We start from the raw sequence: 24,301 nt of genomic DNA on the forward strand, positions 1-24,301 counted from the left end.
TTGCTTCAGTTTACTTCGTTCCTCGCAACGCTTCGCGCCGAGCAACTCTTAACAACAGCAACTAACAACTAACAACTAACAACTAACCATGAAATCGGTAATACTTTCCGAACAACCCGTAATTCTAGAGAAACCTGCCATTTGGTCGCACGTATTTCTCTGGATGATTATGCTGATGACTACCTCGGCTCTAGTTTGGGCTTATCTTGCTAAAATTGAGCAAGCTGTCCCAGCAGTGGGTCAGTTGGAACTAAAAGATGGCTCCAGAGATATTCAAGCACCGACAACGGGAGCTGTGGTTAGACTTCACGTAGAAGATGGCGATCGCGTAGAGAAAAATCAACCCTTACTTACCTTTAGCCCTACTGCTCCTGGCGCTGATTTAGATTCTGTCAAGAAAGTTAAAGATGCCCTGGAAAAAGAAAATAAATTTTATGAGGATGTTGTCAACGGCAGAATTCAAGGCCCTCTACCATCTAATCTCGAATCAAGTATTAAGGATCGGCAGAGCTTAATTTCGCAAAATCAAGTTTTGCAAGCCCTGATTGATGAGCTGTACCTAAATAGAGGAGGTGGCGGCAGTTTTGACCAAAGTCAACAAGGACTTTACATTAACTATCGCTCTGAATATCTGTCTCGCGTAGCAGCGGCTCAAGGACAGGTTCAGGAATTGGAAAAACAATTGAAGCAGGCTGTGGATGCTGAAACAGCAGCTAGAGATCAATTGCTAATAGCCAACCAACAATTAAATTATGCTCAGAAACAATTAGAAAATACCGAGCAGCAATTAAATTATTCCCAAGAGCAATTAAAATCTGCCGAGCAGCAAAGAAGATTGGCTCAGGAACAATTAACGAAATCTCAAGAGGTGTTTAAGTCACAGAAAAACATTCTCGATCGGCTTGCCCCACTGGTGCAAGAAGGTGCGATCGCGGAACTTCAAAAAGAACGCCAAGATCAAGAAGTATTGAAAAGTGAAAGTGAAGTTCTCAGACAGCAAGATCAAATTAAGCAACGCGAAGGTGAAATGAATTCGCGTAGAGGCGAAATTAACACCCGCAGAGGTGAAATCAATTCGCGCAGAGGTGAAATCAATGCCCGCGAAGGTGAGTTCCAGAAAATTCAAGCAGAGATAGAGCGCCAGAAGGGGGAACAAGAACGCATTGTAGAGTCAATTAACCGCGCACAGGAACAGTTGCAAAATACTAAAGATGCCTGGGCTAGAGAGCTTTACACCAGAATTGCTGACAACCAAAAACAGATTGCCAGTAGCGATTCTCAGCTCAGTAGATTAAAACTCGAAAACCAGAAAAAACTGTCTGAGGTAAACGCTCAGTTGGAAAAGGCTCAACAAACTCGCGACACTCAATTAATGAAGGCTCCTATATCGGGGATTATCTACGATCTCAAACCTTCATCGAAAGAGAAAGCTGAATTAGAGCTGAAGAATGATGATGTCTGTCAATACGTGATTACCTCTGTGATTAAGCCAGGGGAACCTCGGCCGCAAAGATGTAAGGAGGCTTACTATGAAGCACAACAAACTGAGAAACTGCTAAAAATTCTGCCTGATGAAAATGGGATTGAAGCAGTAGTTTATCTGGAAAACAGTAATGTAGCTTTGGTCTTGGATTCCTTGCGCCGGAAACGGGAAAAGTTGGAAAAATATAACGGCAAAGAATTAGATGGAGAGAAGATTGATTGTGAAAAAGGGAAAGCCTGTATTTGCCCTGAAAAGGAAGTAAATAGGCAAAAACTAGATTTAAATGCCTACGACTGCGTACCTGTAGAGGTTAATGTTGAAGCTTTCCCAGCGATGGAGTTTGGCACGGTACAGGGTGAAGTTACAAAGATTAGTAAGGATGCTGAAGCCCCTACTGAACTTCGCAAATACTATGCCTTCAAAACTACAATCAAGTTGAAGAGTCAAAATTTTACTTTGAACAAGGGTAAGGAAAATCAAGTTGAGGTTGCCTTGCAGACCGGAATGGCTGTTAGTTCTAATATTAATATCGGCAAGCGTAGTGTCTTGCAGATGTTTGTTGACAGGTTTACCGGAAAGCTTGATACTTTCAAGAACGTCAAGTAATGTTTTCAGGTTTGACTCTGAGGTTTTGAATTGATAATTAGGGAGACCATCGTAACGCTGTCACCTGGTGGTAAATAACCGCCGGGGGCGGCGTTACGATCGAAGGGTGCAACGCAGACTGATGAAAAAAACTGCTTTATTGATTATCTATCTGATTCCACTTGCTTTACTGATGGGGTTTGTAGCTAGTTTTAGCGTCAATTTTCCTGTCCACGATCAATGGAGATTAGTTAGTCTTTTTGATAAAGTAGCTGTTGGCAATGCAACTTTTGAAGATTTTTGGGCTTTACATAGCAACCACCGAATTGTATTCCCAAAAATAATTATTACAATTTTAGCTTTTATTTCTAACTGGAACATTAATTATGAAATTTGTTTAAGCATTTGTTTTTCTATAGTAACTTTTGCTGCTATGTACAAGTTATCCTCCAGTCAAGCTAAGAATCGAGGGGATAGTTTGTTTCATTTAGCTAATCTTTTAACTTGCCTGTGGGTGTTCTCTTTGGTTCAGCATGAAAACTGGCTATGGGGGTTTCAACTGGCTTGGTTTTTAGTAAATTTATGCGTGACGATTGCCATTTTTATTCTGAGTTTCGAGAGTAAATTATTGCCTAACTTTAGATTATCTATTGCTGCTATATGTTGTGGAATAGCTAGTTTCTCACTGGCACAGGGTTTATTATCTTGGTTGGCTGTAATCCCTTCTGTTGTTGCTGTTGGGGGAAGTATTGCACAGATAAGAAAAAGATTGTCGATCTGGATACTCCTGTTTGTAGGAACTTGTACCTTATATCTTATTGATTATCATCCGAAGCGTCAGCTTAGTATTATCTCACTGTTGGAAAAACCGCTAGTTACAGTAAACTATTTTTTTAATCTATTGGGTTCTCCAATTGTACGTTTACCTGTTATCTCTGGCTTAGTAGGCTTAATCATATTTTTACTTTTTGTATTTTTTGTATTTCATTTTATCAAAAATTTTATTACAGCAAACTACGATCGCGATCGCGATGCTGCGCCTTGGCTATCGCTAGGTTTGTTTTCAGTTTTATCTGCTATTTTTATTACGGTTGGGAGGGCAAGATTTGGAGCTAATCATGCTATAGAATCGTCAAGATATACAACAGTTTCGATATTTTTATTGATTGCTATAATTCAGTTATGGCTACTGTTTAACAAAGAAAATCATATAGTAAAAGTAAGGCTGTCACAACTTATATATAAAGTATTTGCTGGAATCCTAATCTGTATAATATTTCTTAATTCACAACAAGCGATCGCGCAATCTCAAGCTGCACTTTCTTACAGACAAGGCAGTAAAACTTGCTTAGAGTTAATCAACTATCTAGAATCATCAATTTTTTTCGATAATTCACCCGATAGCTGCTTATGGGTAATGACTGAAAAAACGCAATTAGTGAGGGAAGGAGCAAAAATTATTGATAAAATAGGTTTTAGAAAATTAGCAAAAGATGTAGTTTTTACTAATAACCCTAATAAAATTTACGGTTATATTGATAATCCACCGACAACAGAAAAGCCATTGATTATCAAAAAAAGCGGTACATTACGAGTTGCTGGGTGGGCGATTTTGCCTGATAAATTGGAACAGCCAAAAATCGCGTTGTTTTCCTACAACAATCAGAAATCTTTATTTGCCAGCGCTTATGTAAACTTAGATAGTAATGATGTTGCCAAGGCTTTAAACTCTAATCGCTACAAGCAAGCGAGATGGGGAATCACATTGTCAGCTAATTATCTTCCAATTGGCGAAACAACAATCAACGCTTGGGTGTATAATCCTGACGGTAAGGAGTTTGTTAAGTTAAATGGTAGTGCTAAAATCATAGTGGAGGAGGAGTGAAAATTTTGGAAGCTTTGATAAACATTTGTCCTCCAAAAAATTGCCAAAGTAAGGGCAGTTTTAGGTAAATTTTTAGAAGCAGAGGTGAGGCTGGTCTGCCTTTTGTGGAAAATGGTAAAAATCTCGGTATAATTAAGTCTATTTTAAAACCTACGGTTTGTAAAAGTTCTTTAAGTGATAGATGAGTTATGGGTAATTGATGGTCGATAAAATCGTAATATTCTTTGAATGAGTATTTGAAATTGGGTTGAACGATTAAGAGAGATCCTTGGGGTTTGAGAGAGTTTAAACAAAAGGAGAGAATTTCAATTAGCTCTTCTTTATTGCGTAGATGTTCAAAAAAATTGGAAATAAAAATTATATCAAATTCGTAAGCCAGTAATTTTTGTTGATTTACACTTAAAATATCCAAGTTAAGCACTTTGACATCAGTATTGGCAAATAGTTGAGAATCAGGATTGAGATCGATTAAGTATTTGTCTTTGGCCTGGATTTGATTGATAAATTCGCAGTGACCTCCCCCAATATCTAAAATACTAGAATCGGAGGAAACATATTTTTGTAAAAAATCGTCAATTAAAATTTTCCAGAGTCCAAGTTTAGATCGCATCTGTTTGGCATCAAAACGATTGGCATACAACTTTTTTAGATATTCGTCTGGTTTCATACTAAAATAACTTTGGTAACTTGGTTACGGTGAATTGCCGCTGCCTAAAAATGCAGTGTTGCGTCAAAAATGCCTAAAGCCTGATACTATTAGGATTGCTACTCAGTTTACCACTTCTTCTAGAATCATGAACATTGTATTTACTGAAATACCAGAAGTCTTGATAATTGAACCTCGCGTTTTTGGTGACGATCGCGGGTTCTTTTTTGAAAGTTTCAACCATCGCGCTTTTGCCGAAAAAACGGGAGTTAAAGCCGAGTTTGTGCAAGATAATCATTCTAAATCAGCTCAAAATGTCCTACGAGGCCTTCATTATCAGATGCAGCAACCTCAAGGTAAATTAGTAAGAGTAGCAATGGGAGAAATATTTGATGTGGCGGTGGATATTAGGAAAAATTCTCCAACTTTTGGGCAATGGGTTGGCTATTTGCTAAGTGCCGAAAATAAGCGGCAATTGTGGGTTCCGGCGGGGTTTGCTCACGGTTTTTTAGTTGTCTCGGAGGTAGCGGAGGTGCTATATAAAACTACAGAATACTATGCACCTGAACACGAAAGGTGTATTCTGTGGAATGACCCCGATTTAGCGATCGCGTGGCCGCTAGGAGATGCGACACCTATATTATCGGCAAAAGATCGATCGGGACAAACTTTGAAAACAGCGGAAGTTTTCTCATAATGAAAATTTTACTTACAGGTAGCGGCGGACAACTCGCTCAAGAATTGGAACCAATCCTATTATCGGCAGGTGAAGTTATTGCTGGCGATCGCACTTTCTTCGACTTATCCCAACCAGACAGCATCCACCAATTAATGGGAGAAATTAAACCCAATTTAGTTGTCAATTGTGCTGCTTACACTGCTGTAGATAAAGCCGAAAGCGAACCAGAATTGGCAAATGCTGTTAATGGAATTGCCCCTGGCATTCTAGCAGAAGAATGTGAAAAATTAGGAGCGACATTAATTCACATTTCTACAGATTATGTATTTGGTGGTAGCCAGGGTTATCCTTATTGCGAAACAGATACTACTAACCCTTTGGGTGTTTATGGTAAGTCTAAATTAGCTGGCGAGTTATCAATTATCAAGGCTTTAGATAGACACATTATTATCAGAACAGCTTGGGTTTATGGTAATGGTGGCAAAGGCAATTTTGTCAAAACTATGCTGAGATTAGGAAAGGATCGGGAAGAAATTCGGGTGGTAGCAGATCAAATAGGAAGTCCTACTTGGACTGGCGATCTTGCGGCGGCAATATCTCAAATTACTTCCAGTATTAGACCTGAAATTTTCGGGACTTACCATTACACTAACAGCGGAGTTGCTAGTTGGTATGATTTTGCAGTCGCCATTTTTGAAGAAGCGAAACAACTAGGATTCTCCCTTAAAGTAAAGCGCGTAATTCCTATTACCACTCCTGAATATCCGACACCCGCAAAACGCCCCGCTTATTCTGTTCTTTCGTCTACAAAAATATCAGCAGTTTTGGGGAGTCATCCCCCACACTGGCGGGAAGGACTCAGACAAATGTTAGCAAGAGAGGCGAGATGAAACAGAATTCACAGTTTCTTTTGATTGCCTCAGCAATTATTGCTATCTTGATACCAGCGGCTTATATTTTGTACTTGATATCCCAGTCAGGAGAGTTATCTAATTTTGACTATTGGTGGATTACTTGGAATTTTTATTCAGTTGAGGGCTTATCTACTAATCCTTTCAACTGGATATTTCGGGCAAACGAGCATTTTCTACTGATTCCCTCAATTTTGTACGCCCTTAATATTATTGTTACCAAAGGTTCAAATATTGGCTTATCCTTAATTACCTGGATTTTTGCTTGGATTCAGTGTCATATACTAATTGCGATGCTACCTTTAAGGATGCGGCAATCACCATTTCTCTTTATCTTCTTGATTCTCTGTATTTCTATCTTTAATTTCACACCTGCTGCTGCCCACAATTGGATGCGTGGCTTTAGTGGTGTGCCATGGATAGGTGCTAATTTATTTGCGATAGCTTCTATGTTTTGCTTGACAAAAATTGCGGAAACATCATCTCTCGCTGTTTCCAATATCCGCCGGGGATTAAAATCCCCGTCTAATAGCGAAAGTCCTCTGAAGAGGACTGAAAAACAATATAAATCTTTAGTCCTCTTTAGAGGACTTCGGCTATTAGACGGGGGTTTTAACCCCCGGCGGGTGATGGCAATAGACGAAGGAGATATCTCTACACCAAAGTATATTAAATGGGCAATTAGCAGCATTATTTCTGCGCTATTAGCCTCTATAAGTTACAGCACATCGCTGGCATTATGGCCTGTTTTGTGTATTTTCCCAGTGCTACTAAGGTTGTCTCGCCAAATTATTATTTCATATATTACTGCTGCTATTTTAGTTGTGGGTACTTACTTTCTCACATACAAAACTCCCTCAACTAGCCCGTCCTTAGCTAAGCTCAACATTGCCGATGCGATCGCCTATATTCCAGTTTATTTAGGAGGTATTTTTAGCGAAAACGTTACTATTTCGTTGATAATTGGGATAGCGGGATCGATCGCTACCACAGCTTTTGGAGTTTACTGGCTGTTGTCGAAAAGATATCCTAATCGGATAGAATGGGTGCCTTGGCTATCTATTCAAATTTATGCGATCGCAACTGCATTTATGGCCGCTGTCAGCCGTTCGGGATTTGGTGTAGAACAGGCTACAGCCTCTCGCTATGCTTCTCTGCCTGCTCTATTCTGGATGAGCTTAATTATACTAACAACATTGTGGCTGTGGGAATGGCAATTAATTGCTAAAATTCAAGGGCGTTTGCTGATAATTCTACTAGCAGTTGTGGCTTTTGCTATTATTTCAATGTATAGGATAGGGGGACAGACGGCAGATGCGATCGCATATAGAGCAACTTATCAGCCATTAGTAGCACTGTCACTTCAGCTAGGAATAACTGATGTCAGCCTGATTAAAGAAAGAGTAGGCAACAAACCAGCAGCTTTTATTGGGTTGGTTGATGCCTTGAAAGCTAACAATTTAGTTCCTTTTAATCGCGATGTTAAACAGCATAACTTTTGTGCAGCAATAGATGAAAAAATCAATCCTAATTTGCTATCATCACCCAAAGATGGAGTGCCGGGATATTTCGATACAGTGACTAAATTTACACCCACAGCAGCTAGAGTCATAGGTTGGGTGGGAGATCCAGAAAATAAGGTTAAATGTATCGCCATTCTCAATCAAGAAAATGTTGTCAGAGGTTTTGCCATGTCAGGTTTTCCCCGTCCAGATTTAGTTAAAATATTTGGCCCATCCTACGAATTCTCGGCTTGGAGGGGATATATTGAGATATCATCGGCAGATAAAATGTTGACAGCTTATACCTCATTTCAAAACCGCGAAGGTTGGATAGCATTGCGTAATTCCCAATTTTTACAGAAGAATTAACCTTGATTAGCAATAACACTTTACCAAAACAACTTAGCTTCGTGATTCCCGTTCACAATGAAGAAGCTACCCTCAAAATCTTGTTTGATAAAATTAGTGAGGTAATGTTACAAGAAAGAATTGATAATTACGAAATCATTTTTATAGATGATGGTAGTCGCGATCGTTCTTGGATAGAAATTACCAAGTTAGTTGAGTTACATCCTAGTATAATTAAGGCGATTAAGTTACGACGTAACTTTGGAAAATCTGCTGCCCTTTCCGCTGGTTTCCGCAAATCAACGGGTAAAATTATCTTTACCCTAGATGCGGATCTACAAGACGATCCCGCAGAAATTCCTAACTTTTTACAGCATTTAGAATTTGGATTCGATTTAGTTTCTGGTTGGCGAAAAAAACGGAACGATCCGCTTTCTAAAACCTTACCATCGAAGCTGTTTAATACAGTTACGTCAATCCTGACAGGTGTACAATTGCATGATATAAATTGCGGATTTAAAGCTTATCGTAAAGAAGTTTTGGATTCTATCAAAGTCTACGGCGAATTGCACCGCTATATTCCGGTTTTAGCGAACAATCTAGGTTTTAAAATTGGTGAGGTTATTGTCGAACACCATTTCCGAAAACACGGTTACTCAAAGTATGGATGGGAACGTTACGCAAGGGGATTTATTGACCTTTTAACTGTCTTAGCGACAACTCACTATTTACACAAACCAGGTCATTTATTTGGGGGATTAGGATTATTTTTTGGTTCAATTGGTTTTCTATCGCTGACTTACTTAATAATAGTATGGTTTCTGAACTTAGGTGGTATGCACTTAGGGCCTATCGGCACTCGCCCTCTTCTATTTTTTGGGATTTTGTGTACAATATTATCAGTACAATTGATATCTCTGGGAATCTTAGCAGAGTTAATCACTCGCAATGTCGATGCTGATTATGTAGACAAGCAGATTGCGGAAGTTCTCGATCAAAATTGTTAAAATTAGTGTAACGCCGCCCTCTGGGCGGTAATTAATTAAACCGCCCAGAGGGCGGCGTTACGAAAAAAGAGAGGTATTTAATGATTAAGCAAAGGCAGAAAAGTCCTGTGATTGAAAATGGTATTGTTGTCGGAACAGGATCGAATAAATATCAGATGCGAAATCCGATAGGTCAATTATTATTAAAGCATTTTGCTGACACAATTGCTGAAATGGTCAAACAAATTAATCCTCAAACTATTTTAGAAGTCGGATGTGGAGAAGGTCATATCACTAAAGTTTTAGTTGACAACACTGAGGCTAAAATTCACTGTACTGACATATCTAATACGATCTTGAATATTGCCAAAGATGCTATTTCCTCTCCCCGCGTCTCTTTTGAAAATAAGAATATCTATGAGTTAACGCCTGAAACAGACCATTCGGATATTGTTGTTTGCTGCGAAGTCTTAGAACATTTAGACAATCCGATGCTGGGACTGGAAAAATTATACAACGTTGCTTCACCTTACTGCCTTTTGAGTGTACCGCGAGAGCCGATATTTAGAACATTAAACTTTATCCGGGGAGCTCACTTTTCTCAATTTGGGAACAGTCCCGGACACATTCAACACTGGTCAAAAAGAGGATTTATAAAATTAGTGCAAACCAAATTTGAGATTATTAAACTAAAGTCCCCTTTACCTTGGACGGTAATTTTGGCTAAAATCAAGTGATATTTTGTCCTAATCTGTGGGAAAATATGAACTTGGGGAACCTGTTAACCCGATCAGCGTCACGCACTCAAACTGATACTATTACCTGGAAAATATGAAAGCATTAATCCTCTCTGGCGGTAAAGGTACGCGCCTCCGTCCCCTAACTTACACAGGTGCAAAACAACTCGTACCAGTGGCAAATAAACCGATACTTTGGTATGGAATTGAGGGAATTGTCGCGGCTGGGATTACAGATATTGGGATTATTATTAGTCCTGAGACTGGGGAAGAGGTGAAGGCTAAAACTGGAAATGGCGATCGCTTCGGTGCTAAAATTACCTATATTCTCCAAGAAACACCTGCTGGACTCGCTCATGCTGTTAAAGTTGCTCAGCCATTTTTAGGAGATTCTCCCTTTATTATGTATTTGGGAGATAACTTAATTCAAAGTCAGCTTGACCCGTTTTTGCAGACTTTTAAAAATAACAATCTTGATGCTTTAATTTTACTGCGACCTGTAACTAATCCTAGTGCTTTTGGTGTCGCTACAGTAGACGAACACGGGCGCGTTTTAGAATTAGTAGAAAAACCAAAAGTGCCACCATCTAATTTAGCACTCGTGGGGATTTACTTTTTTTCTAAGACTATTCACGATGCAATCTCGCAAATTGAACCCTCTCCTCGCGGGGAACTAGAAATCACAGATGCTATTCAACAACTCATCAACGAACGAAAGCGAGTAGAAGCTTGCAATTTAGATGGTTGGTGGTTGGATACTGGGAAAAAAGATGACTTGCTAAGTGCTAACCAAATCATCTTAGATAGCTGTATAATTCCAGCAGTAGAAGTAGAAATAGACGCTACCACTAAAATCATTGGACGGGTACAAATTGGCAAAGGCAGTCAGATAATTAATTCTACCATTCGCGGCCCGGTTGTTATTGGCGAAAACTGCCACATAGAAAATTCTTTCATTGGCCCTTACAGTAGTATTGCCGATCGCGCAACTTTAATTGATGCTGACCTGGAACATAGTGTAATATTACAATCAGCTAAAATTGTTGGTATTAAGGAGCGAATTGTTGATAGTGTAATTGGACAACGTGCTCAACTAATTCCTGCCCCCGCACGCCCTAAAGCTCTACGGTTTATGATCGGCGATGATAGTCTAATTGAACTGACGTGATCTACTTTCTTACTGTCAATTATTATTCAACTTCACTTGTAGAAAAGTTAGTTAGTTCTATTCTCCTAGATCGGGATATTGACTCTCAAGTTATTATCGTTAATAACTCTCCTGATGATGACTCAATTCATAGCCTCAAGTCTGAATCTATATTCATTCTTGAGGCTGGGGATAATTTAGGGTTTGGGAAAGCTTGTAACTTAGGTTTAAACTGGATTTATAGTCAAAATTCAGAAGCTATTATCTGGCTAATTAACCCTGATGCTTATTTGGTGGAAAGTTCTGTTAAGCAAGCATCGCTGTTCTTTGAGACTTATCCAGAGGTTTCAATCTTAGGTACAATAGTTTACGAGCCTACGGGTAAAATTTGGTTTGGGAATGGGCAATTTTTCGCGGACAATGGCACAATTATTGCTGATAATTGTTTGTCACCTGAATTAGAGGTATTGCCTTATATAGAAATGACCTGGGTAACGGGTTGTAGTTTAATTATTAACTTAGGAAATTTTAGTTGCTGTCCTCAATTTGATGAGGATTACTTCTTATATTATGAAGATTTTGATTTTTGTAGACGCTATGCTAAACAGGGACATATTATCGGTTTAACTAAAGAAATATCTGTGGTTCATCAGCCTTCGTCTATTACGGTAACTATGCCAGATGCAAAGATTAAACATAGCACTTATAGTTATCTCTTGACTTTAGAAAAACATACGAGTAAATTGGTATTACTTTATAGGTTGAGTCGGATAACGGTATCAGCATTGATTTCTTTGCCAACTAATAATAAGATATCTGTTAATGAGTTAAAAGGGGTATTAATGTATTGTAAAAAAATCATAACGCCGCCTTCCAGGTGGTAAATTTCCGTCTGGAAGGCGACCTTACAAATGTTGAATCTAACTATTTATAAGTATGGTCAATCCACTGCTGATTAATCTCTCGTTCCTAATTCCAGAACCTACAGGAATTTCCACTTACGCAACTAACGTTTTCCCCTACCTAAAATCTCTCAATCCTACCCTCCTAGTTTCCCATTCAATCCCAGGTTATACCTGCTATCCAGTTCCCGATAACATGACTCCTGCCCAAGGAAGTAAGGGACACTTACGACGCTTATTATGGACTCAATTTCAACTACCGCAAATTTATAAAAACCAGCAAGCAAGTTTACTTTTCTCCCCCCTTCCTGAAGCACCGTTATTTTCTAAATGCCGCTACGTAGCGATGGCCCACGATCTGATTCCTTTGCGCTTTCCTAAACGGTTTTCGCGCTTAACGGCTTATTTCCGCTACTATATACCACAAGTATTATCCCAGGCAGAACATATAATTTGTAACTCGCAAGCGACAGCCAAAGATATTGCAGATTTCTACAAAATACCGGATAATAAAATTACACCTATTCCTTTGGCTTACAATCCCGATAAATTTCGCTTTCTCGATTTGCCAACTAGCAATTACTTCCTTTATATCGGTCGTCATGACCATTATAAAAATTTGCAGCGGGTGATTTCTGCTTTTGCCACTTTGCCGCATAAATCCGATCTTGAACTGTGGCTGGCGGGCCCCGGCGATCGACTTTATACGCCACAACTGAAAGCTCAGGTTGTAGAATTAGGTTTAGAGAAACAGGTAAGATTTTTAGATTACGTTCCTGCGGCTGAGTTGCCAATAGTAATTAATCAGGCGATCGCACTTATTTTTCCCAGTTTGTGGGAAGGTTTCGGCTTCCCGGCCCTCGAAGCAATGGCCTGCGGTACACCCGTGATTACTTCCAACCTTTCCTCGATGCCAGAAGTCGTAGGCGATGCGGCATTGTTAGTAAACCCTTACAATATTGGCGAAATTGCTGAGGCAATGCAGGCAATTGCTGATAGTTTGGAATTGCGATCGCGCCTTCGCAGCCTTGGCTTAGCTAGATCCGCCCAATTTAGCTGGGAAAAAACCGGTCAGGCAACCGCTATTACTATTAAACGTTATATCTAGAGTCCGGAAATGTTATCCTCCAGTGTGTGTGTGTGATTGTTTAGAGGAGTGATTATGGTACAGACACCTTCGCGCCGTCGCAGCTACCAGCTTAAAGCTGCTAACTCGCTACAGCCAGCTAAAAGCATAGAAACTGTAGGCGCAGCAAACAGTATATCCCTACCGAATACGCCGCTATTCGGGACAGACGGCATTCGCGGCAAAGTTGGGGAATTATTAACGGCCCCCTTAGCGTTGCAAATCGGTTTTTGGGCGGGCCAAGTGTTGCGCGATCGCGCTTCCCAACCGGGCCCAGTCATTCTTGGCCAAGATAGTAGAAACTCCAGCGATATGCTGGCAATGGCCTTGTCAGCAGGTTTAACCGCCGCCGGTTTAGAAGTATGGAACTTGGGACTATGCCCCACCCCCTGCGTCGCCTATCTCGCCAGCGTTTCCCATGCTGTAGGCGGAGTGATGATTTCCGCTTCCCACAACCCCCCAGAGGACAACGGCATTAAGTTTTTCGGGCCGGGGGGCACCAAACTACCTTCAGCAGTACAGCAACAAATTGAAGCCGGAATCAGGGGTGGGGCAAATGTCGCGATCGCGAGCTCCGTTTGGGGACACCACTACCACAGATCGGAATTAATCAAAGATTACGCCGCATCGCTACACGGCCCGCTCTTGCCAGAAGTGAATTTGCAAGGAATGCGAATTGTTTTAGACTTAGCTTGGGGGGCCGCCGCCCATATCGCCCCCGAAGTTTTTGCCGAAATGGGGGCAGAAGTTATCTGCTTGCACAACAATCCCGATGGCGATCGCATTAATGTTAACTGCGGTTCAACTAATCTTAATTGCCTGCAAGCAGCAGTTTTAGAACATCAAGCAGACTTAGGATTTGCCTTTGACGGCGACGCTGACAGAGTTTTAGCCGTTGATACCAAAGGCAGACCCGTTGACGGCGATTATATTCTTTATCTGTGGGGCCAAAGGTTGCGCCAGTCCGGGAAATTGCCGGAAAATTTGATTATTTCTACAGTAATGGCTAACTTAGGATTTGAACGTGCTTGGGAACAAACAGGCGGCAAATTAATTAGAACTTCCGTCGGCGATCAGTACGTCCACGCCGAAATGGAACGTACAGGATCGAAATTGGGGGGCGAACAATCCGGTCATATTCTCTGCCCTCATTATGGTGTCAGCGGCGACGGTTTGTTAACCGCTTTGCATTTAGCATCGTTGGTTCGCAAGTCGGGAGAATCTTTAGCAGAATTAGTGGATGGTAGCTTTCAAACCTACCCGCAACTATTACGCAATGTCCGAGTTGAAGACCGAGAGAAACGGATGAGATGGCAAGAGTGCGATGCCTTGCAGAGTGCGATCGCGATCGCTACAAAGGCAATGGGAGAACAAGGACGAGTCCTCGTCCGCGCCTCTGGTACTGAACCATTAATTCGAGTTATGGTAGAAGCAGCCAGTGACGAATTAGTAAACCATTGGACGGAAAATTTAGTGGTAGCAGTCCAGCAACATATCGCCTTTTGCTAATGGCTAATTGCTAATGGCTAATGGCTAATGGCTAATTGCTAATTGCTAATTGCTAATTGCTAATCGCTAATTGCTAATTGGGGCCTAGAAACCGGGTTTTTTTACGAAAATACTTCGTTAGAACCCAGAGATTTGTTAAAAAACCCGGTTTCTTTAGTCCAGCGTATAAGTCGTGTGAGATATTTCACCATTGTTAATAAAGGACTCAATCACAGGCTGGGTAAGAATTTTTTTGCTTTCACTATGAGGCGGAGGTTTCAACCCCAGTCGGACTATAGCTTTAAAAGAATCAATCAAGTCTGCTTTTCAAGAAGGGTTATAAAATAAGTACCAATTAGCGATTAGCGATTAGCAATTAGCCATTAGCAATTAGCCATTAGCCATTAGCAATTACCAAAATATAACAATGAACCCTTACGAATTACCAATTTCCAATTATAAATTCCCCATTCCCATCTCTGTTGTCATACCAACATACAACCGCGAAGTACATTTGCGCGATACATTAGCCGATGTAGTCAAACAAAATTACCCCCATTTTGAAGTCTTAGTAGTAGACCAAACTCGCAGCCACGAAGACGAGACTCAATCCTATTTAAAAGAATTAGTAGACACAGGTAAAATCCGCTGGTTTCGAGTTAATTGGGCGAGTTTACCTGGAGCTCGTAACTATGCAGTAGAGCGTGCATTTGGGAATATAATTTTATTTATTGATGATGACGTACAATTACCAGATAGTTTTCTAGAAAATCATGCTCGTAACTACTTAGAAAAACCACAAATCGGAGCAGTAGCAGGGCGAGTTTTTGATAGAATGAAATTAGATGATTCTGGGGGCGACTTAAGAATAGAATATTTGCCAACAGAAGCAATGGATGCAGGTATTGGCTGGTATCATATTGACTTAGTACATACAGTGAAACCCCAGCAAGTACTATCAGCTAGAGGCTGCAATATGTCCTTTCGTCGGGAGATTTTTATTGAACACGGATTAAGATTTGACGAGCGATTTATGGGTAGTGCAGTGCGGGAAGAGTCGGATTTTTGTTTGAGGTTACAAGCTATAGGTTATCAAATTTGGTACGAGCCAGAAGCCTATTTAATTCACTTAGGAGAAGAGACTGGCGGCTGTCACGATATTAGTCAGCGTTCGATCAACTATCAAGTTACATTCTATCACAATCACTTCCTAATGGGGTTAAAAAATTTAACGCCTGTTCAAAATTTACGATTTTTTGCCAAGTTATTTGATTGTCACGTTTTAGGACATCCGCCTTGCTGTAAAAGCGGTTCTCCGATCAAGATTATAACTCGATTATTTTTTTACATACTTGGGTTTATTAGCGCTATTTTCACATTAATTATGTCCCTTTGGACTGATGGCCAAATTTACTCTAGGTTACGCAATTAGCGAGCAAATTGTAATTGTAAGGTGGGCGCTCGCCTACAACTATCTTCTGCTATGATTTACAGGCTTGTTGCGGCGAGCGCCACCCTACGTTTAATTATGTCCGACTACTTAGTTGGCAAGTAACCTTGCCAATCACCTATTACTAAAAGATGAGAATTTTAGTTGTCAGTCACACCTACATTGTAGATATAAACCGTGAAAAATTCAAGATTTTAGCCAATCTAGAAGCAGGTATTGAGGTGATAATTGTCGTACCGCGACGTTGGAAGCCAGGAGGAGTGCAAAATCAGATTATTGAGACACAATTTTATCAGGAAGGTTCATTTAAGGTAGTACCGCTGTCAAATTTTAGTCAAAATAATCAAGCATTACTCACATTTGGTACAGATTTAATTAAGTTATTGCGGCAGTTTAAACCGCAAATCATCCAAGTAGAACAGGGTTCAAAGTCTCTTGCCTACACTCAGTTAATTATACTCAATAAACTGCTAGGTTTGAAGGCAAAGAATATATTTTTTACTTGGTGGAATCTGCCTTATAAATTAAAGTTTCCAGTTTCTTTATTAGAAGCTTATAACCTTAAGTATACTGACGGAATTATTGCTGGAAATTTAGCTGGGGCTGAAATATTGCGTCAGCGGGGATACCAAGAGACAATTAAAGTGATGCCACAGTTAGGCGTAGATGAAAGCTTATTTATCCCTGCTTCTAAAAATGCTGAATTGTCTGATTTATTGGGGATTAAGTCTACAGATTTTGTGGTAGGATTTGTGGGTAGATTTGTGGAAGAAAAGGGTTTGTTGACGCTGGCTAAAGCATTAGCTAGTTTAAAAGAACGTAATTGGAAATGGCTTTTAGTGGGGCGGGGAGAGTTGAGATCGCATCTAGTTGATAAAGCAATAGAATGGGGAATAAATGACAGATTAATCTGGGTAGAAAGTGTTTCTCACAATCAGGTTCCCGAATATATTAACTTAATGAACGTATTAGTATTGCCATCAGAGACGAGTTATAAGTTTAAAACTTTAACTGCTGTTGGTTGGAAAGAACAATTCGGTCATGTTTTAATTGAGGCGATGGCTTGTAGAGTTCCGATAATTGCTTCTAATTGTGGGGAAATTCCTCATGTAATTGGGGATGCAGGGTTAGTTTTTCCAGAGGGAAATGTAGAGGCTTTGCGAGATTGTTTGATACAATTGATGGAACTGCCGGAGTTGGCGGCGGATTTAGGTAAGCAGGGTTATGAAAGGGTGATGGTTCATTATACTAATCACGCCTTGGCTAGGCAGTTGTTAGATTTTTATCAGGATTTGTTAGAATGTTAAATAATTTAACTGTTGTTTAATGGATTAATAGTCAGTGAATAAATTTGTTTAGTTCTATCACTAGCAAATGTACTGTTGTTGAAGGATTATCCTGTTCAGGTTTGGGCGGATTATATGCCTCCAAAAGCCGTTTTGCGTGCTTAATTGCTTTTTCCTGTTTATCTTTCAGTTCATCATAAATTGTCGGGCAGTTTTTTTCGTACTTATGCCCCAATAAATTAGTTAACATACTTTTATAGTTTTTACGAGACATCGCAGTATCATAATAATTAAAATGTAACAAGTACCAAAGTTCAAAAGCCTCATTGGAATAAGCCACTTTAATGTCGTTGCTTTGAGCACGAGTTATAGCAGCATTAAAGTTTTGTGGAGGAAATGAATCGCGGTCAAATACACACCACACCTCGTCATTATTATCAGCGCTATATTCTCCCTCTTTTTTCAACTTGATTGTTTCTTCTACTAGACTTATTGTATTTAACCCGTCTCCTTGAATATCAAGATTTATCACCTCTTTGTTTACCGGAAAGCTTTTGAAATAGTTAGGTTCAGTTTTTTCTCCTTCACAAACTATTAAAAACCATTTTCTCTGTTCTTTTGTCTCAACAGACCTATTAAAATAGGTATTATATGAGTTTTTGGACGATCCTTTTTCTCGTTTTTTTGATGAACGTTTATTACTCATTAATTTGACCTATCAAACGGCTTAAGTCACCAATAAAAGGGATTGCCCCATACTTTCCACGAATATAATCTTTTTCTAAAGAAGCATCTTTACTTATTTTATACTCTACCAAAGAATAAAGATGAGTTGCACCATGCTTGTATTTTTCAGTGAACCATATTTGATCTTTTCTAAACAAGTTGTTGCTGAGTAGATTTGTGTCATGTGTTGTAAATATAAGTTGTGCGTTGTTGGGATTAGTCTCCTTAGAATTGAATAGACTGATAATCGCACAGGTAATTAATGGATGAAATCTTGCATCAAGTTCATCTATTAATAAAATGTCTCCTGCTTTTAATGCTTCAATCAAAGGGCCCGCTAAATAGAACAACTTTTTAGTCCCTTCTGATTCATTATCGTTAAGATCAAAAATTTCATTGGAAATTTGCTGATCTTCAGAATTGTATTTTCTGTGAACTGTCTTAATCTTTTTTACCTCCCGGCGATCGGAGGCTATAAGCTCTTCAAATAATGGCATTTGTAATTGTATCGGTGTAAGTGTCTCAATTTCAATATCCTCAATCCCCAAATCTAGTTTTTTTACGAAGCGCAGAATATCATCTTTATGCTGTTTTTTTTCAAAGCTACGGATTGTGTAATTGCGATATCCTGAATCGTGAAGTCCAGAAATTAATTTTAAACCTCTGAACCACATCAAAATTTTTTGTGCTATCTTGCCATTAAATTGTGCAACAACAGAAATGAACAAAGCATTATTTCTAGTCTTGTCTGTGATTCCTTTACCCTCTTTAAAAGCAGTGGTAAGCTGAAAATTATCTAACTTGCGTTCAAATAGCTTAAATTCCTTTGTTTTCTGCTGATAAAATAGCCATTCAGAAATAACCTGCTTTATATTTACCTCAAACCCGTATCTATATATTTTTCCCTCTAAGCGAAAAACAACTTCAAAAAAAGATGGTTCTTTTTCTGTTTGTGTACTTAGCCGGAAAGGTTCAACATCAATAGGTTCTGAAATTTGTCCCTCTTTCGATGAGTTCAGAACAAAGGATCTCATAAACTTAATAGCCGCCACAAAATTGCTCTTACCACTTGCATTGGCCCCATAAATTGCTGCACTTTTTAATAATTTTAGTTGTTCGTTAACTTCAAATACATTATTTTCATCAACCTTTTTTTCTTCGCTAGTAATCGGCGAAGCTACCATGCTGAAGGTGACAATATCTTTAAAGGATTTGTAGTTGCCAATGCTGAATCCGATTAACATACATTTTCCTGAGAATAAAAACGAACATAATTTGTGAATGTTACTAGCTGTTCTATAATAACACAACAGGTACTACCTATCAACAGATTTTAAAAAATGCGAATCCTTCAAATTGTCCCCTCAATCTCCCTCGTCTACGGCGGCCCTAGTCAAATGGTACTCGGACTATCAGCCGCCCTTTCTAACCAAGGTATTAATGTTACAATCCTCACCACAGATTCTAACGGAGATATCGGTCAAACTCCCTTAGATGTTCCCCTGAATCAACCAATACAGCAAGACGGATATAACATTATTTATTTCCGCTGTTCGCCCTTCCGTCGATATAAATTTTCTCTGAGTTTATTGCAATGGTTAAATAACCATATTAAAGAATTCGATCTAGCCCATATTCATGCTCTATTCTCACCAATAAGTACCGCTGCTGCTACCATTGCTAGATATCATCATCTCCCCTATATTATCCGTCCCTGCGGTATGCTTGACCCCGCAGACTTACGCAAGAAAAAGCAACTTAAACAAATTTATGCAGCCTTGTTAGAACGACCTAATTTAGCAGGCGCGGCTGCTATTCACTTCACCAGTAAACAAGAGGCGAAAATCTCAGAAAGATTCGGAATATCTACCGCAGGTAAAATACCGTTACCGCAAGACTTAGTAATTCCTTTGGGCGTTAAAATTAGCACTGATACCCTATTTGTTAAATCCCTTGCTAACCAGTTTTCTCTGAACTTGGTAGACGCACAAATTCCTCAAATATTATTTATGTCCAGGATTGAACCTAAAAAAGGATTAAATCTGCTGATTCCCGCACTAGAAAAAATCCTAGCACAAGGAATCAAATTTAACTTTATCCTTGCTGGTTCTAATCCCCAAGATGCAGATTATGAGATGAAAATTAAGGAACAAATAGAAAATTCACCCTTGGTAAAACATACAACAATGACAGGATTTGTTACAGGAGAAATCAAGGCATATTTATTGCAAAATGCTGACTTATTTGTGCTACCTTCTTATTATGAAAACTTTGGTATTGCTGTAGCTGAAGCGATGGCCGCTGGTACGCCTGTGGTAATCTCCGATCGCGTGCATATTTGGGAAGATATACAGCAAGCTGAAGCGGGTTGGGTTGGGCCTCTGGAAGTGGATGCGATCGCATCTCTAATTACCATAGCACTCCTAGATGCCGACGAGCGCAAACGGCGGGGGTTAAACGGGAGAGAGTATGCGAGAAAGTATTACAGTTGGGATGCGATCGCGCAGCAAACCATCCAAGCTTATCAACAAATTTTGAAACCGGGCAATTTTTAATATTGCCCAATTTCTTAATAGCTTTAAACTCTAAACAGCCGCTAACTTAGAACGAATCTCAGTATCGGTATACTCCGGTACCCAACCCTCAGTACCATTAAAATAGCGTATAGCTTTAATCCTGCGACTAGCTGTTAAATAAAACCAATGTTCGCTATTAGCAGGAACGTTGATATATTCTTCAGATTGCACCGTCAATTCCACTTGATCGCCACCGGGACGCACAAACCCAAAAATGCCTTCACCTGCTACAATATAGCGGACTTCATTATCAGCATGGGTATGGCACCGATCGAATTTAGATAGCATGGTATCTAAATTGGGAACCTCTGGATGCAGTACAATTAAATCGCGGGAATGATAGCCAGCAGTTTGCTTCAGTTCTTCAAAATAGCCATCTAAAGCTTCTAGAACTTGCTCTTTCTCGCTGTCGTTAAGCACATCTTGTGCCAGCAAATTGCGAATTTCTGGATCTTCACCAACTGGCCAGTGGTTAAGCTGAATGTTAAGTTGAGCGAGTTCGCGGGAAATGTCGCTCAGGTCAGTATAAGTTGTACCGTCTTCTAGTCGTAAAATAGCCATACTGCACCTCCCAATTGTCGGTTAGACGCGATCGAAAGACGCGAGGAATTGCGCCTCTACCAGGAAAACAATTGTAACTGATATCTGGCACATTTGTCAGCAACGGCTAGAATTTAGTTTCGGAACTTTTAATTTTTAATTTTTAATTTTTTCGCGCGGATCGATCGCAGGTTTTCTTTCCACCAAACGGATTTGATTTTGCTTGAACTACCACTGTCACCAGCGGTAGGGAACGCTTCGCTGGGCCTTTAGTGACTTGTCCCTGAGAGTCGAACTGAGAACCGTGACAGGGACACTCAAAGCGCGATCGCTCTGCTTTCCACTCTACAGTACAACCTAAGTGCGTACACACAGGATTGATCCCATATTCCGCAATTTTTGGCCCCTCATTAATCACCAAATAAGCAACTTTTGGCAATCCTTTCACCAGTACAGGAATCCCAGCTTTCGCATCAGCAAGGAATTCAGAAACCTCAATTGGTTTTCCCTCACTGTCTGCGGCTCTTACTCCCGGCAAATAATTTTCACACTGGGAATTATGGGGAAACGAAGAACAGAGCTTTTCCAGGTCAACATTTTCGCTTTGACTAGCTGCGGGAAAAAGCCACCCAATTGCCACGCTTCCCGCCGTTCCAGTCACCATGTATTGCAAGAATTGCCGCCGATTTTTTGTCATCGCCTCAGCCTTTAGCCTTCTCTATAAATTAGTTAATATTTCTCAAGAATATTTAACCCTAATTTTTATAATTATAGCTGGATCGAGGCAAGAGTGAGATATATTTAATGTAATTTCCCAAATTCGATCATGCCTACCTACCCTGGAATTTCTAGCGAAGCTTTTCGGCATCCCCTCGACCGACAAGCAGAAGAAGCCTTACGCAGCGTCCCTGGATTTGACATGATTGCCAGCCAATTTGTAGAATTCGTCTATGAGCGGCCGCAATTTGTTTATCTAATGGGCAATAGCATTCAAGTTGGGCCGCGCCAATATGCCAGCATTTATCATATATTTAGGGAATGCGTACAAGATTTAGATATCTTCCCAGAGCCATCTTTATTTGTTTCCCAAAATCCCCAAGTTAACAGCTATGCTCTCGGAAAAAATAATCCCTATATTGTATTAAATACGGGTCTTTTAGACTTAGTAAATGAGGAAGAACTGCGCTCAGTTATCGCTCACGAATTGGGACATATTAAGTGCGGTCATCCAATTTTAACTCAAATGGCGATGTGGGCGATGAACCTTGCCTCAATGATTGGTGAAGTCACTTTTGGTATCGGAAATATCGTCAATAGCGGTTTAATTTTCGCCTTTTATGAGTGGCGGCGGAAGGCAGAATTATCAGCCGACCGTGCTGCTTTGCTAGTGACAGATGATATTAACTGCGTAATGAATACGATGATGAAAATTTCGGGAGTTAGCACTAAATACGCTCACGAATGCAGTTTGCAAGAGTTTATTCGCCAATCTGATAACTATCAAGAACTAGACCAAGATAACCTCAACCAAGTTTATAAATTTTTACTCTACAATGGCGGACAGGGTGTGATGCTGAGCCATCCTTTTCCAGTGGAACGCTTGCGCTATCTCCGGGATTGGGCAAATTCTGAAGAATATCGCCAAATTCGCTTGGGAAACTATAAAAAGGCGGTATCTGAAGGTGCAGTTGATGTGAAATCAGAGCAACCAAGCAGCGAAACGGAGGCGCTGCGGCGTGAAATTGAGGAGTTACAACGCGAGATTAACCGTTATAAGTCGCGCTGAGGAATTACAACCGCCAAGGCGGTTAGGGGCTAGGGGCTAGGGGCTAGGGGCTAGGGAAAGAAGGGAAAGAATAGGAAGAATAGGAAGAAGGGAATAGAATCAGCGAGTTTGGTGGAACTCAAAACGTCCTAACCACCTTGGCAGTTGCTATACTAGCTGATTTAACGGATATTGTCATGCGTAATCTGAATCCTGAAATATGTCTTCAGAGATGTGTAGTCAAAAAAAGTACAACTTAACTAGGTAAGGTAAAAATGATTAGTGATAAAGATTTTAACGATCGCAAAGAGACATCTAATTCTAGCCACAATCTTGGGAAAGGCGCGATCGTACTGGCGATTGTTGCTGTGGTGATGGGATTTACTAATCCTCCCAGAGAAGAATATCTCAGTTATGCTTCAGGCGCAATGGCAACAGAACTGCAAAAGTCTATGTGCAAAGAGTCTCGCGTACCTGAATTTTTAGGCAGTTTTGCAGAAACTTTAGTTGGCGCTTGTAAAAGTGTACTAACTTCGGAACGCGGTACTATAGAACTTTTAATTGACAATTCAACGCACCGCCAGAATTTAATCATCTTCAGTATTTACACCACTGAAGTTGTGGGTAAAAAGTACCATACAATCGGAGCTTTTGGTAATTTCTTAACTATTGCTGCTAAATAGGAGAACAAAAAATACCCTTACATTAGCTTTAGTTCTACTAATTTTGATCTTAGTATTTTGTGCTTTATTTGGGCTTTGAATTTGTTTAACTCTCGTAACCCCTCTTTTCCCCTTCTTCCCCTAGCCCCTAGCCCCTCTTAAATCGCGTTGTTCGTCTTGATAATCCAGAAAGCCCCCGTTATCTTCAACAGGGGCTAACTTGGGAAATATTCAAACTTTGTTAAATCATGCCACCTGCGGCTTGAAAACGTGCTCTTGCTCGTTTCAGAGCTTGCTTGGCTTGAATTTTTTCTTGTGCCGATCCATTATCAGCTTTTTGGAAACGGGCTTCGGCTTCAGTGTAAGCTGTACGAGCGGCTTCTTTGTCAATGGTTTCGCCTTTTTCGGCTCCATTGACAAGGATAGTAACTTCATTTTCTTCGACTTCTGCAAAACCGCCCATGAGTGCGATCGCGACCCAGTTTTTACCGGGGCGCACGCGCATCACGCCAGTATCCAAAGCTGTCAGCAAAGGAGCGTGACCGCTTAAAATACCTAGTTGACCAGTAGTGCTAGGCAGAATTACTTCATCAGCACTAGAATCCCAGACAGTTCTATCTGGGGCAATTACGCGCACCTTTAATGTCATAAATTGGTTATTGGTTAGTTGTTATTGGTTAATGGTTAGTCGTTGGTAGTTGGTGGTTAGTAGTTAGCTAGTTGTTAGCTAGTTGTTAGTGGTTAATAGTTTATTTTTGTTAATGACATTGTCATTAGCTATCTTTAATTCTAAGAACAACTAACAACCAACAACTAACCATTAACAACCAACAACCAACAACCAACAACTAACAGTTAACAGTTAACAGTT

The 24,301-nt window shown here is 40.1% G+C and carries 22 protein-coding genes; 16 read left to right on the plus strand and 6 right to left on the minus strand.

Annotated elements, in window-relative coordinates:
• Positions 1-88 precede the first annotated feature (88 nt).
• A complete protein-coding gene (locus OSCI_RS14100; protein WP_007355663.1) occupies positions 89-2,089 on the plus strand; it encodes a biotin/lipoyl-binding protein in 2,001 nt (666 codons plus the stop codon).
• 121 nt (positions 2,090-2,210) lie between these two features.
• Positions 2,211-3,953, plus strand: a complete 1,743-nt coding sequence (locus tag OSCI_RS14105) for a hypothetical protein (protein ID WP_007355664.1) — start codon at positions 2,211-2,213, stop codon at positions 3,951-3,953.
• On the opposite strand, the gene OSCI_RS14110 is transcribed toward OSCI_RS14105, so the two are convergent.
• Positions 3,934-4,620 (minus strand): class I SAM-dependent methyltransferase, encoded by a 687-nt coding sequence (locus OSCI_RS14110; protein WP_007355665.1) that lies wholly within the window; start codon positions 4,618-4,620, stop codon positions 3,934-3,936. The two genes, OSCI_RS14105 and OSCI_RS14110, sit on opposite strands and share 20 nt — an antisense overlap.
• Positions 4,621-4,747: 127 nt before the next feature.
• On the opposite strand from OSCI_RS14110, the gene rfbC reads away from it, so the two are divergent.
• From rfbC to hpsO, 11 genes are all read left to right on the plus strand, one after another.
• Positions 4,748-5,296 carry a dTDP-4-dehydrorhamnose 3,5-epimerase gene (gene rfbC / locus OSCI_RS14115; protein ID WP_007355666.1) on the plus strand — a complete coding sequence of 183 codons (549 nt, stop codon included), beginning with the start codon at positions 4,748-4,750 and terminating at the stop codon, positions 5,294-5,296.
• Positions 5,296-6,168, plus strand: a complete 873-nt coding sequence (gene rfbD / locus OSCI_RS14120) for a dTDP-4-dehydrorhamnose reductase (RefSeq protein ID WP_007355667.1) — start codon at positions 5,296-5,298, stop codon at positions 6,166-6,168. Before rfbC ends, rfbD begins: the two co-directional genes overlap by 1 nt.
• Entirely contained in the window at positions 6,165-8,060 is a 1,896-nt protein-coding gene (locus OSCI_RS14125; RefSeq protein ID WP_007355668.1) for a hypothetical protein, read from the plus strand. Before rfbD ends, OSCI_RS14125 begins: the two co-directional genes overlap by 4 nt.
• A 2-nt stretch (positions 8,061-8,062) precedes the next feature.
• Positions 8,063-9,046, plus strand: coding sequence for a glycosyltransferase family 2 protein (locus tag OSCI_RS14130; protein WP_019487007.1), 984 nt, complete (start codon positions 8,063-8,065; stop codon positions 9,044-9,046).
• 80 nt (positions 9,047-9,126) lie between these two features.
• Complete coding sequence (locus OSCI_RS14135; protein WP_007355670.1) at positions 9,127-9,762, plus strand: class I SAM-dependent methyltransferase; 636 nt, start codon at positions 9,127-9,129, stop codon at positions 9,760-9,762.
• A 94-nt stretch (positions 9,763-9,856) separates the two neighbouring features.
• Complete coding sequence (locus OSCI_RS14140) at positions 9,857-10,930, plus strand: glucose-1-phosphate thymidylyltransferase (RefSeq protein WP_007355671.1); 1,074 nt, start codon at positions 9,857-9,859, stop codon at positions 10,928-10,930.
• Positions 10,927-11,793: a glycosyltransferase gene (locus tag OSCI_RS14145; RefSeq protein ID WP_007355672.1), complete on the plus strand. Its 867-nt coding sequence runs from the start codon at positions 10,927-10,929 to the stop codon at positions 11,791-11,793. The genes OSCI_RS14140 and OSCI_RS14145 overlap by 4 nt, the downstream gene beginning before the upstream one ends.
• A 52-nt stretch (positions 11,794-11,845) precedes the next feature.
• Positions 11,846-12,919: a glycosyltransferase family 4 protein gene (locus OSCI_RS14150; RefSeq protein ID WP_007355673.1), complete on the plus strand. Its 1,074-nt coding sequence runs from the start codon at positions 11,846-11,848 to the stop codon at positions 12,917-12,919.
• Between the two features lie 54 nt (positions 12,920-12,973).
• Positions 12,974-14,446: a phosphoglucosamine mutase gene (glmM, locus tag OSCI_RS14155; protein WP_007355674.1), complete on the plus strand. Its 1,473-nt coding sequence runs from the start codon at positions 12,974-12,976 to the stop codon at positions 14,444-14,446.
• A gap of 406 nt (positions 14,447-14,852) precedes the next feature.
• The gene (gene hpsN / locus OSCI_RS14160; RefSeq protein ID WP_007355676.1) at positions 14,853-15,857 is read left to right on the plus strand and encodes a hormogonium polysaccharide biosynthesis glycosyltransferase HpsN; all 1,005 of its coding nucleotides are present in this window, start codon (positions 14,853-14,855) and stop codon (positions 15,855-15,857) included.
• Positions 15,858-16,006: 149 nt separating this feature from the next.
• On the plus strand, positions 16,007-17,182 hold the full coding sequence (hpsO, locus tag OSCI_RS14165) for a hormogonium polysaccharide biosynthesis glycosyltransferase HpsO (RefSeq protein ID WP_007355677.1): 1,176 nt from the start codon (positions 16,007-16,009) through the stop codon (positions 17,180-17,182).
• A 31-nt stretch (positions 17,183-17,213) separates the two neighbouring features.
• Here the strand turns inward: hpsO and OSCI_RS14170 are convergent, their stop codons facing one another.
• Together OSCI_RS14170 and OSCI_RS14175 are read right to left on the minus strand one after the other, a co-directional pair.
• Positions 17,214-17,867 carry an RloB family protein gene (locus OSCI_RS14170; RefSeq protein ID WP_019487008.1) on the minus strand — a complete coding sequence of 218 codons (654 nt, stop codon included), beginning with the start codon at positions 17,865-17,867 and terminating at the stop codon, positions 17,214-17,216.
• Positions 17,860-19,131 (minus strand): AAA family ATPase, encoded by a 1,272-nt coding sequence (locus OSCI_RS14175; RefSeq protein ID WP_007355679.1) that lies wholly within the window; start codon positions 19,129-19,131, stop codon positions 17,860-17,862. Before OSCI_RS14175 ends, OSCI_RS14170 begins: the two co-directional genes overlap by 8 nt.
• A 96-nt stretch (positions 19,132-19,227) precedes the next feature.
• On the opposite strand from OSCI_RS14175, the gene hpsP reads away from it, so the two are divergent.
• Positions 19,228-20,442, plus strand: a complete 1,215-nt coding sequence (gene hpsP / locus OSCI_RS14180) for a hormogonium polysaccharide biosynthesis glycosyltransferase HpsP (RefSeq protein ID WP_007355680.1) — start codon at positions 19,228-19,230, stop codon at positions 20,440-20,442.
• Between the two features lie 30 nt (positions 20,443-20,472).
• Here the strand turns inward: hpsP and OSCI_RS14185 are convergent, their stop codons facing one another.
• Both OSCI_RS14185 and OSCI_RS14190 read right to left on the minus strand, forming a co-directional pair.
• The gene (locus OSCI_RS14185; RefSeq protein WP_007355681.1) at positions 20,473-21,024 is read right to left on the minus strand and encodes a 1,2-dihydroxy-3-keto-5-methylthiopentene dioxygenase; all 552 of its coding nucleotides are present in this window, start codon (positions 21,022-21,024) and stop codon (positions 20,473-20,475) included.
• Between the two features lie 142 nt (positions 21,025-21,166).
• Positions 21,167-21,700 (minus strand): Rieske 2Fe-2S domain-containing protein, encoded by a 534-nt coding sequence (locus tag OSCI_RS14190; protein WP_007355682.1) that lies wholly within the window; start codon positions 21,698-21,700, stop codon positions 21,167-21,169.
• A 129-nt stretch (positions 21,701-21,829) separates the two neighbouring features.
• On the opposite strand from OSCI_RS14190, the gene OSCI_RS14195 reads away from it, so the two are divergent.
• Together OSCI_RS14195 and OSCI_RS14200 are read left to right on the plus strand one after the other, a co-directional pair.
• Positions 21,830-22,789, plus strand: coding sequence for a M48 family metallopeptidase (locus OSCI_RS14195; protein WP_007355684.1), 960 nt, complete (start codon positions 21,830-21,832; stop codon positions 22,787-22,789).
• A 254-nt stretch (positions 22,790-23,043) separates the two neighbouring features.
• Positions 23,044-23,451, plus strand: a complete 408-nt coding sequence (locus OSCI_RS14200; RefSeq protein WP_007355685.1) for a DUF4359 domain-containing protein — start codon at positions 23,044-23,046, stop codon at positions 23,449-23,451.
• Between the two features lie 220 nt (positions 23,452-23,671).
• Here OSCI_RS14200 and atpC read toward each other — a convergent pair whose 3' ends face one another.
• Positions 23,672-24,079, minus strand: coding sequence for an ATP synthase F1 subunit epsilon (gene atpC / locus OSCI_RS14205; protein ID WP_007355686.1), 408 nt, complete (start codon positions 24,077-24,079; stop codon positions 23,672-23,674).
• Between the last annotated feature and the right edge of the window lie 222 nt (positions 24,080-24,301).

Origin of the sequence: Kamptonema sp. PCC 6506 (assembly GCF_000180455.1) — a bacterium.
GTDB lineage: Bacteria > Cyanobacteriota > Cyanobacteriia > Cyanobacteriales > Microcoleaceae > Kamptonema > Kamptonema formosum.

Coding starts and splice junctions, on each gene's coding strand:
- OSCI_RS14100 (WP_007355663.1), top strand. CDS start 89: ATGAAATCGGTAATACTTTCCGAACAACCCGTAATTCTAGAGAAACCT.
- OSCI_RS14105 (WP_007355664.1), top strand. CDS start 2,211: ATGAAAAAAACTGCTTTATTGATTATCTATCTGATTCCACTTGCTTTA.
- OSCI_RS14110 (WP_007355665.1), bottom strand. CDS start 4,620: ATGAAACCAGACGAATATCTAAAAAAGTTGTATGCCAATCGTTTTGAT.
- rfbC (WP_007355666.1), top strand. CDS start 4,748: ATGAACATTGTATTTACTGAAATACCAGAAGTCTTGATAATTGAACCT.
- rfbD (WP_007355667.1), top strand. CDS start 5,296: ATGAAAATTTTACTTACAGGTAGCGGCGGACAACTCGCTCAAGAATTG.
- OSCI_RS14125 (WP_007355668.1), top strand. CDS start 6,165: ATGAAACAGAATTCACAGTTTCTTTTGATTGCCTCAGCAATTATTGCT.
- OSCI_RS14135 (WP_007355670.1), top strand. CDS start 9,127: ATGATTAAGCAAAGGCAGAAAAGTCCTGTGATTGAAAATGGTATTGTT.
- OSCI_RS14140 (WP_007355671.1), top strand. CDS start 9,857: ATGAAAGCATTAATCCTCTCTGGCGGTAAAGGTACGCGCCTCCGTCCC.
- OSCI_RS14150 (WP_007355673.1), top strand. CDS start 11,846: ATGGTCAATCCACTGCTGATTAATCTCTCGTTCCTAATTCCAGAACCT.
- glmM (WP_007355674.1), top strand. CDS start 12,974: ATGGTACAGACACCTTCGCGCCGTCGCAGCTACCAGCTTAAAGCTGCT.
- hpsN (WP_007355676.1), top strand. CDS start 14,853: ATGAACCCTTACGAATTACCAATTTCCAATTATAAATTCCCCATTCCC.
- hpsO (WP_007355677.1), top strand. CDS start 16,007: ATGAGAATTTTAGTTGTCAGTCACACCTACATTGTAGATATAAACCGT.
- OSCI_RS14170 (WP_019487008.1), bottom strand. CDS start 17,867: ATGAGTAATAAACGTTCATCAAAAAAACGAGAAAAAGGATCGTCCAAA.
- OSCI_RS14175 (WP_007355679.1), bottom strand. CDS start 19,131: ATGTTAATCGGATTCAGCATTGGCAACTACAAATCCTTTAAAGATATT.
- hpsP (WP_007355680.1), top strand. CDS start 19,228: ATGCGAATCCTTCAAATTGTCCCCTCAATCTCCCTCGTCTACGGCGGC.
- OSCI_RS14185 (WP_007355681.1), bottom strand. CDS start 21,024: ATGGCTATTTTACGACTAGAAGACGGTACAACTTATACTGACCTGAGC.
- OSCI_RS14190 (WP_007355682.1), bottom strand. CDS start 21,700: ATGACAAAAAATCGGCGGCAATTCTTGCAATACATGGTGACTGGAACG.
- OSCI_RS14195 (WP_007355684.1), top strand. CDS start 21,830: ATGCCTACCTACCCTGGAATTTCTAGCGAAGCTTTTCGGCATCCCCTC.
- OSCI_RS14200 (WP_007355685.1), top strand. CDS start 23,044: ATGATTAGTGATAAAGATTTTAACGATCGCAAAGAGACATCTAATTCT.
- atpC (WP_007355686.1), bottom strand. CDS start 24,079: ATGACATTAAAGGTGCGCGTAATTGCCCCAGATAGAACTGTCTGGGAT.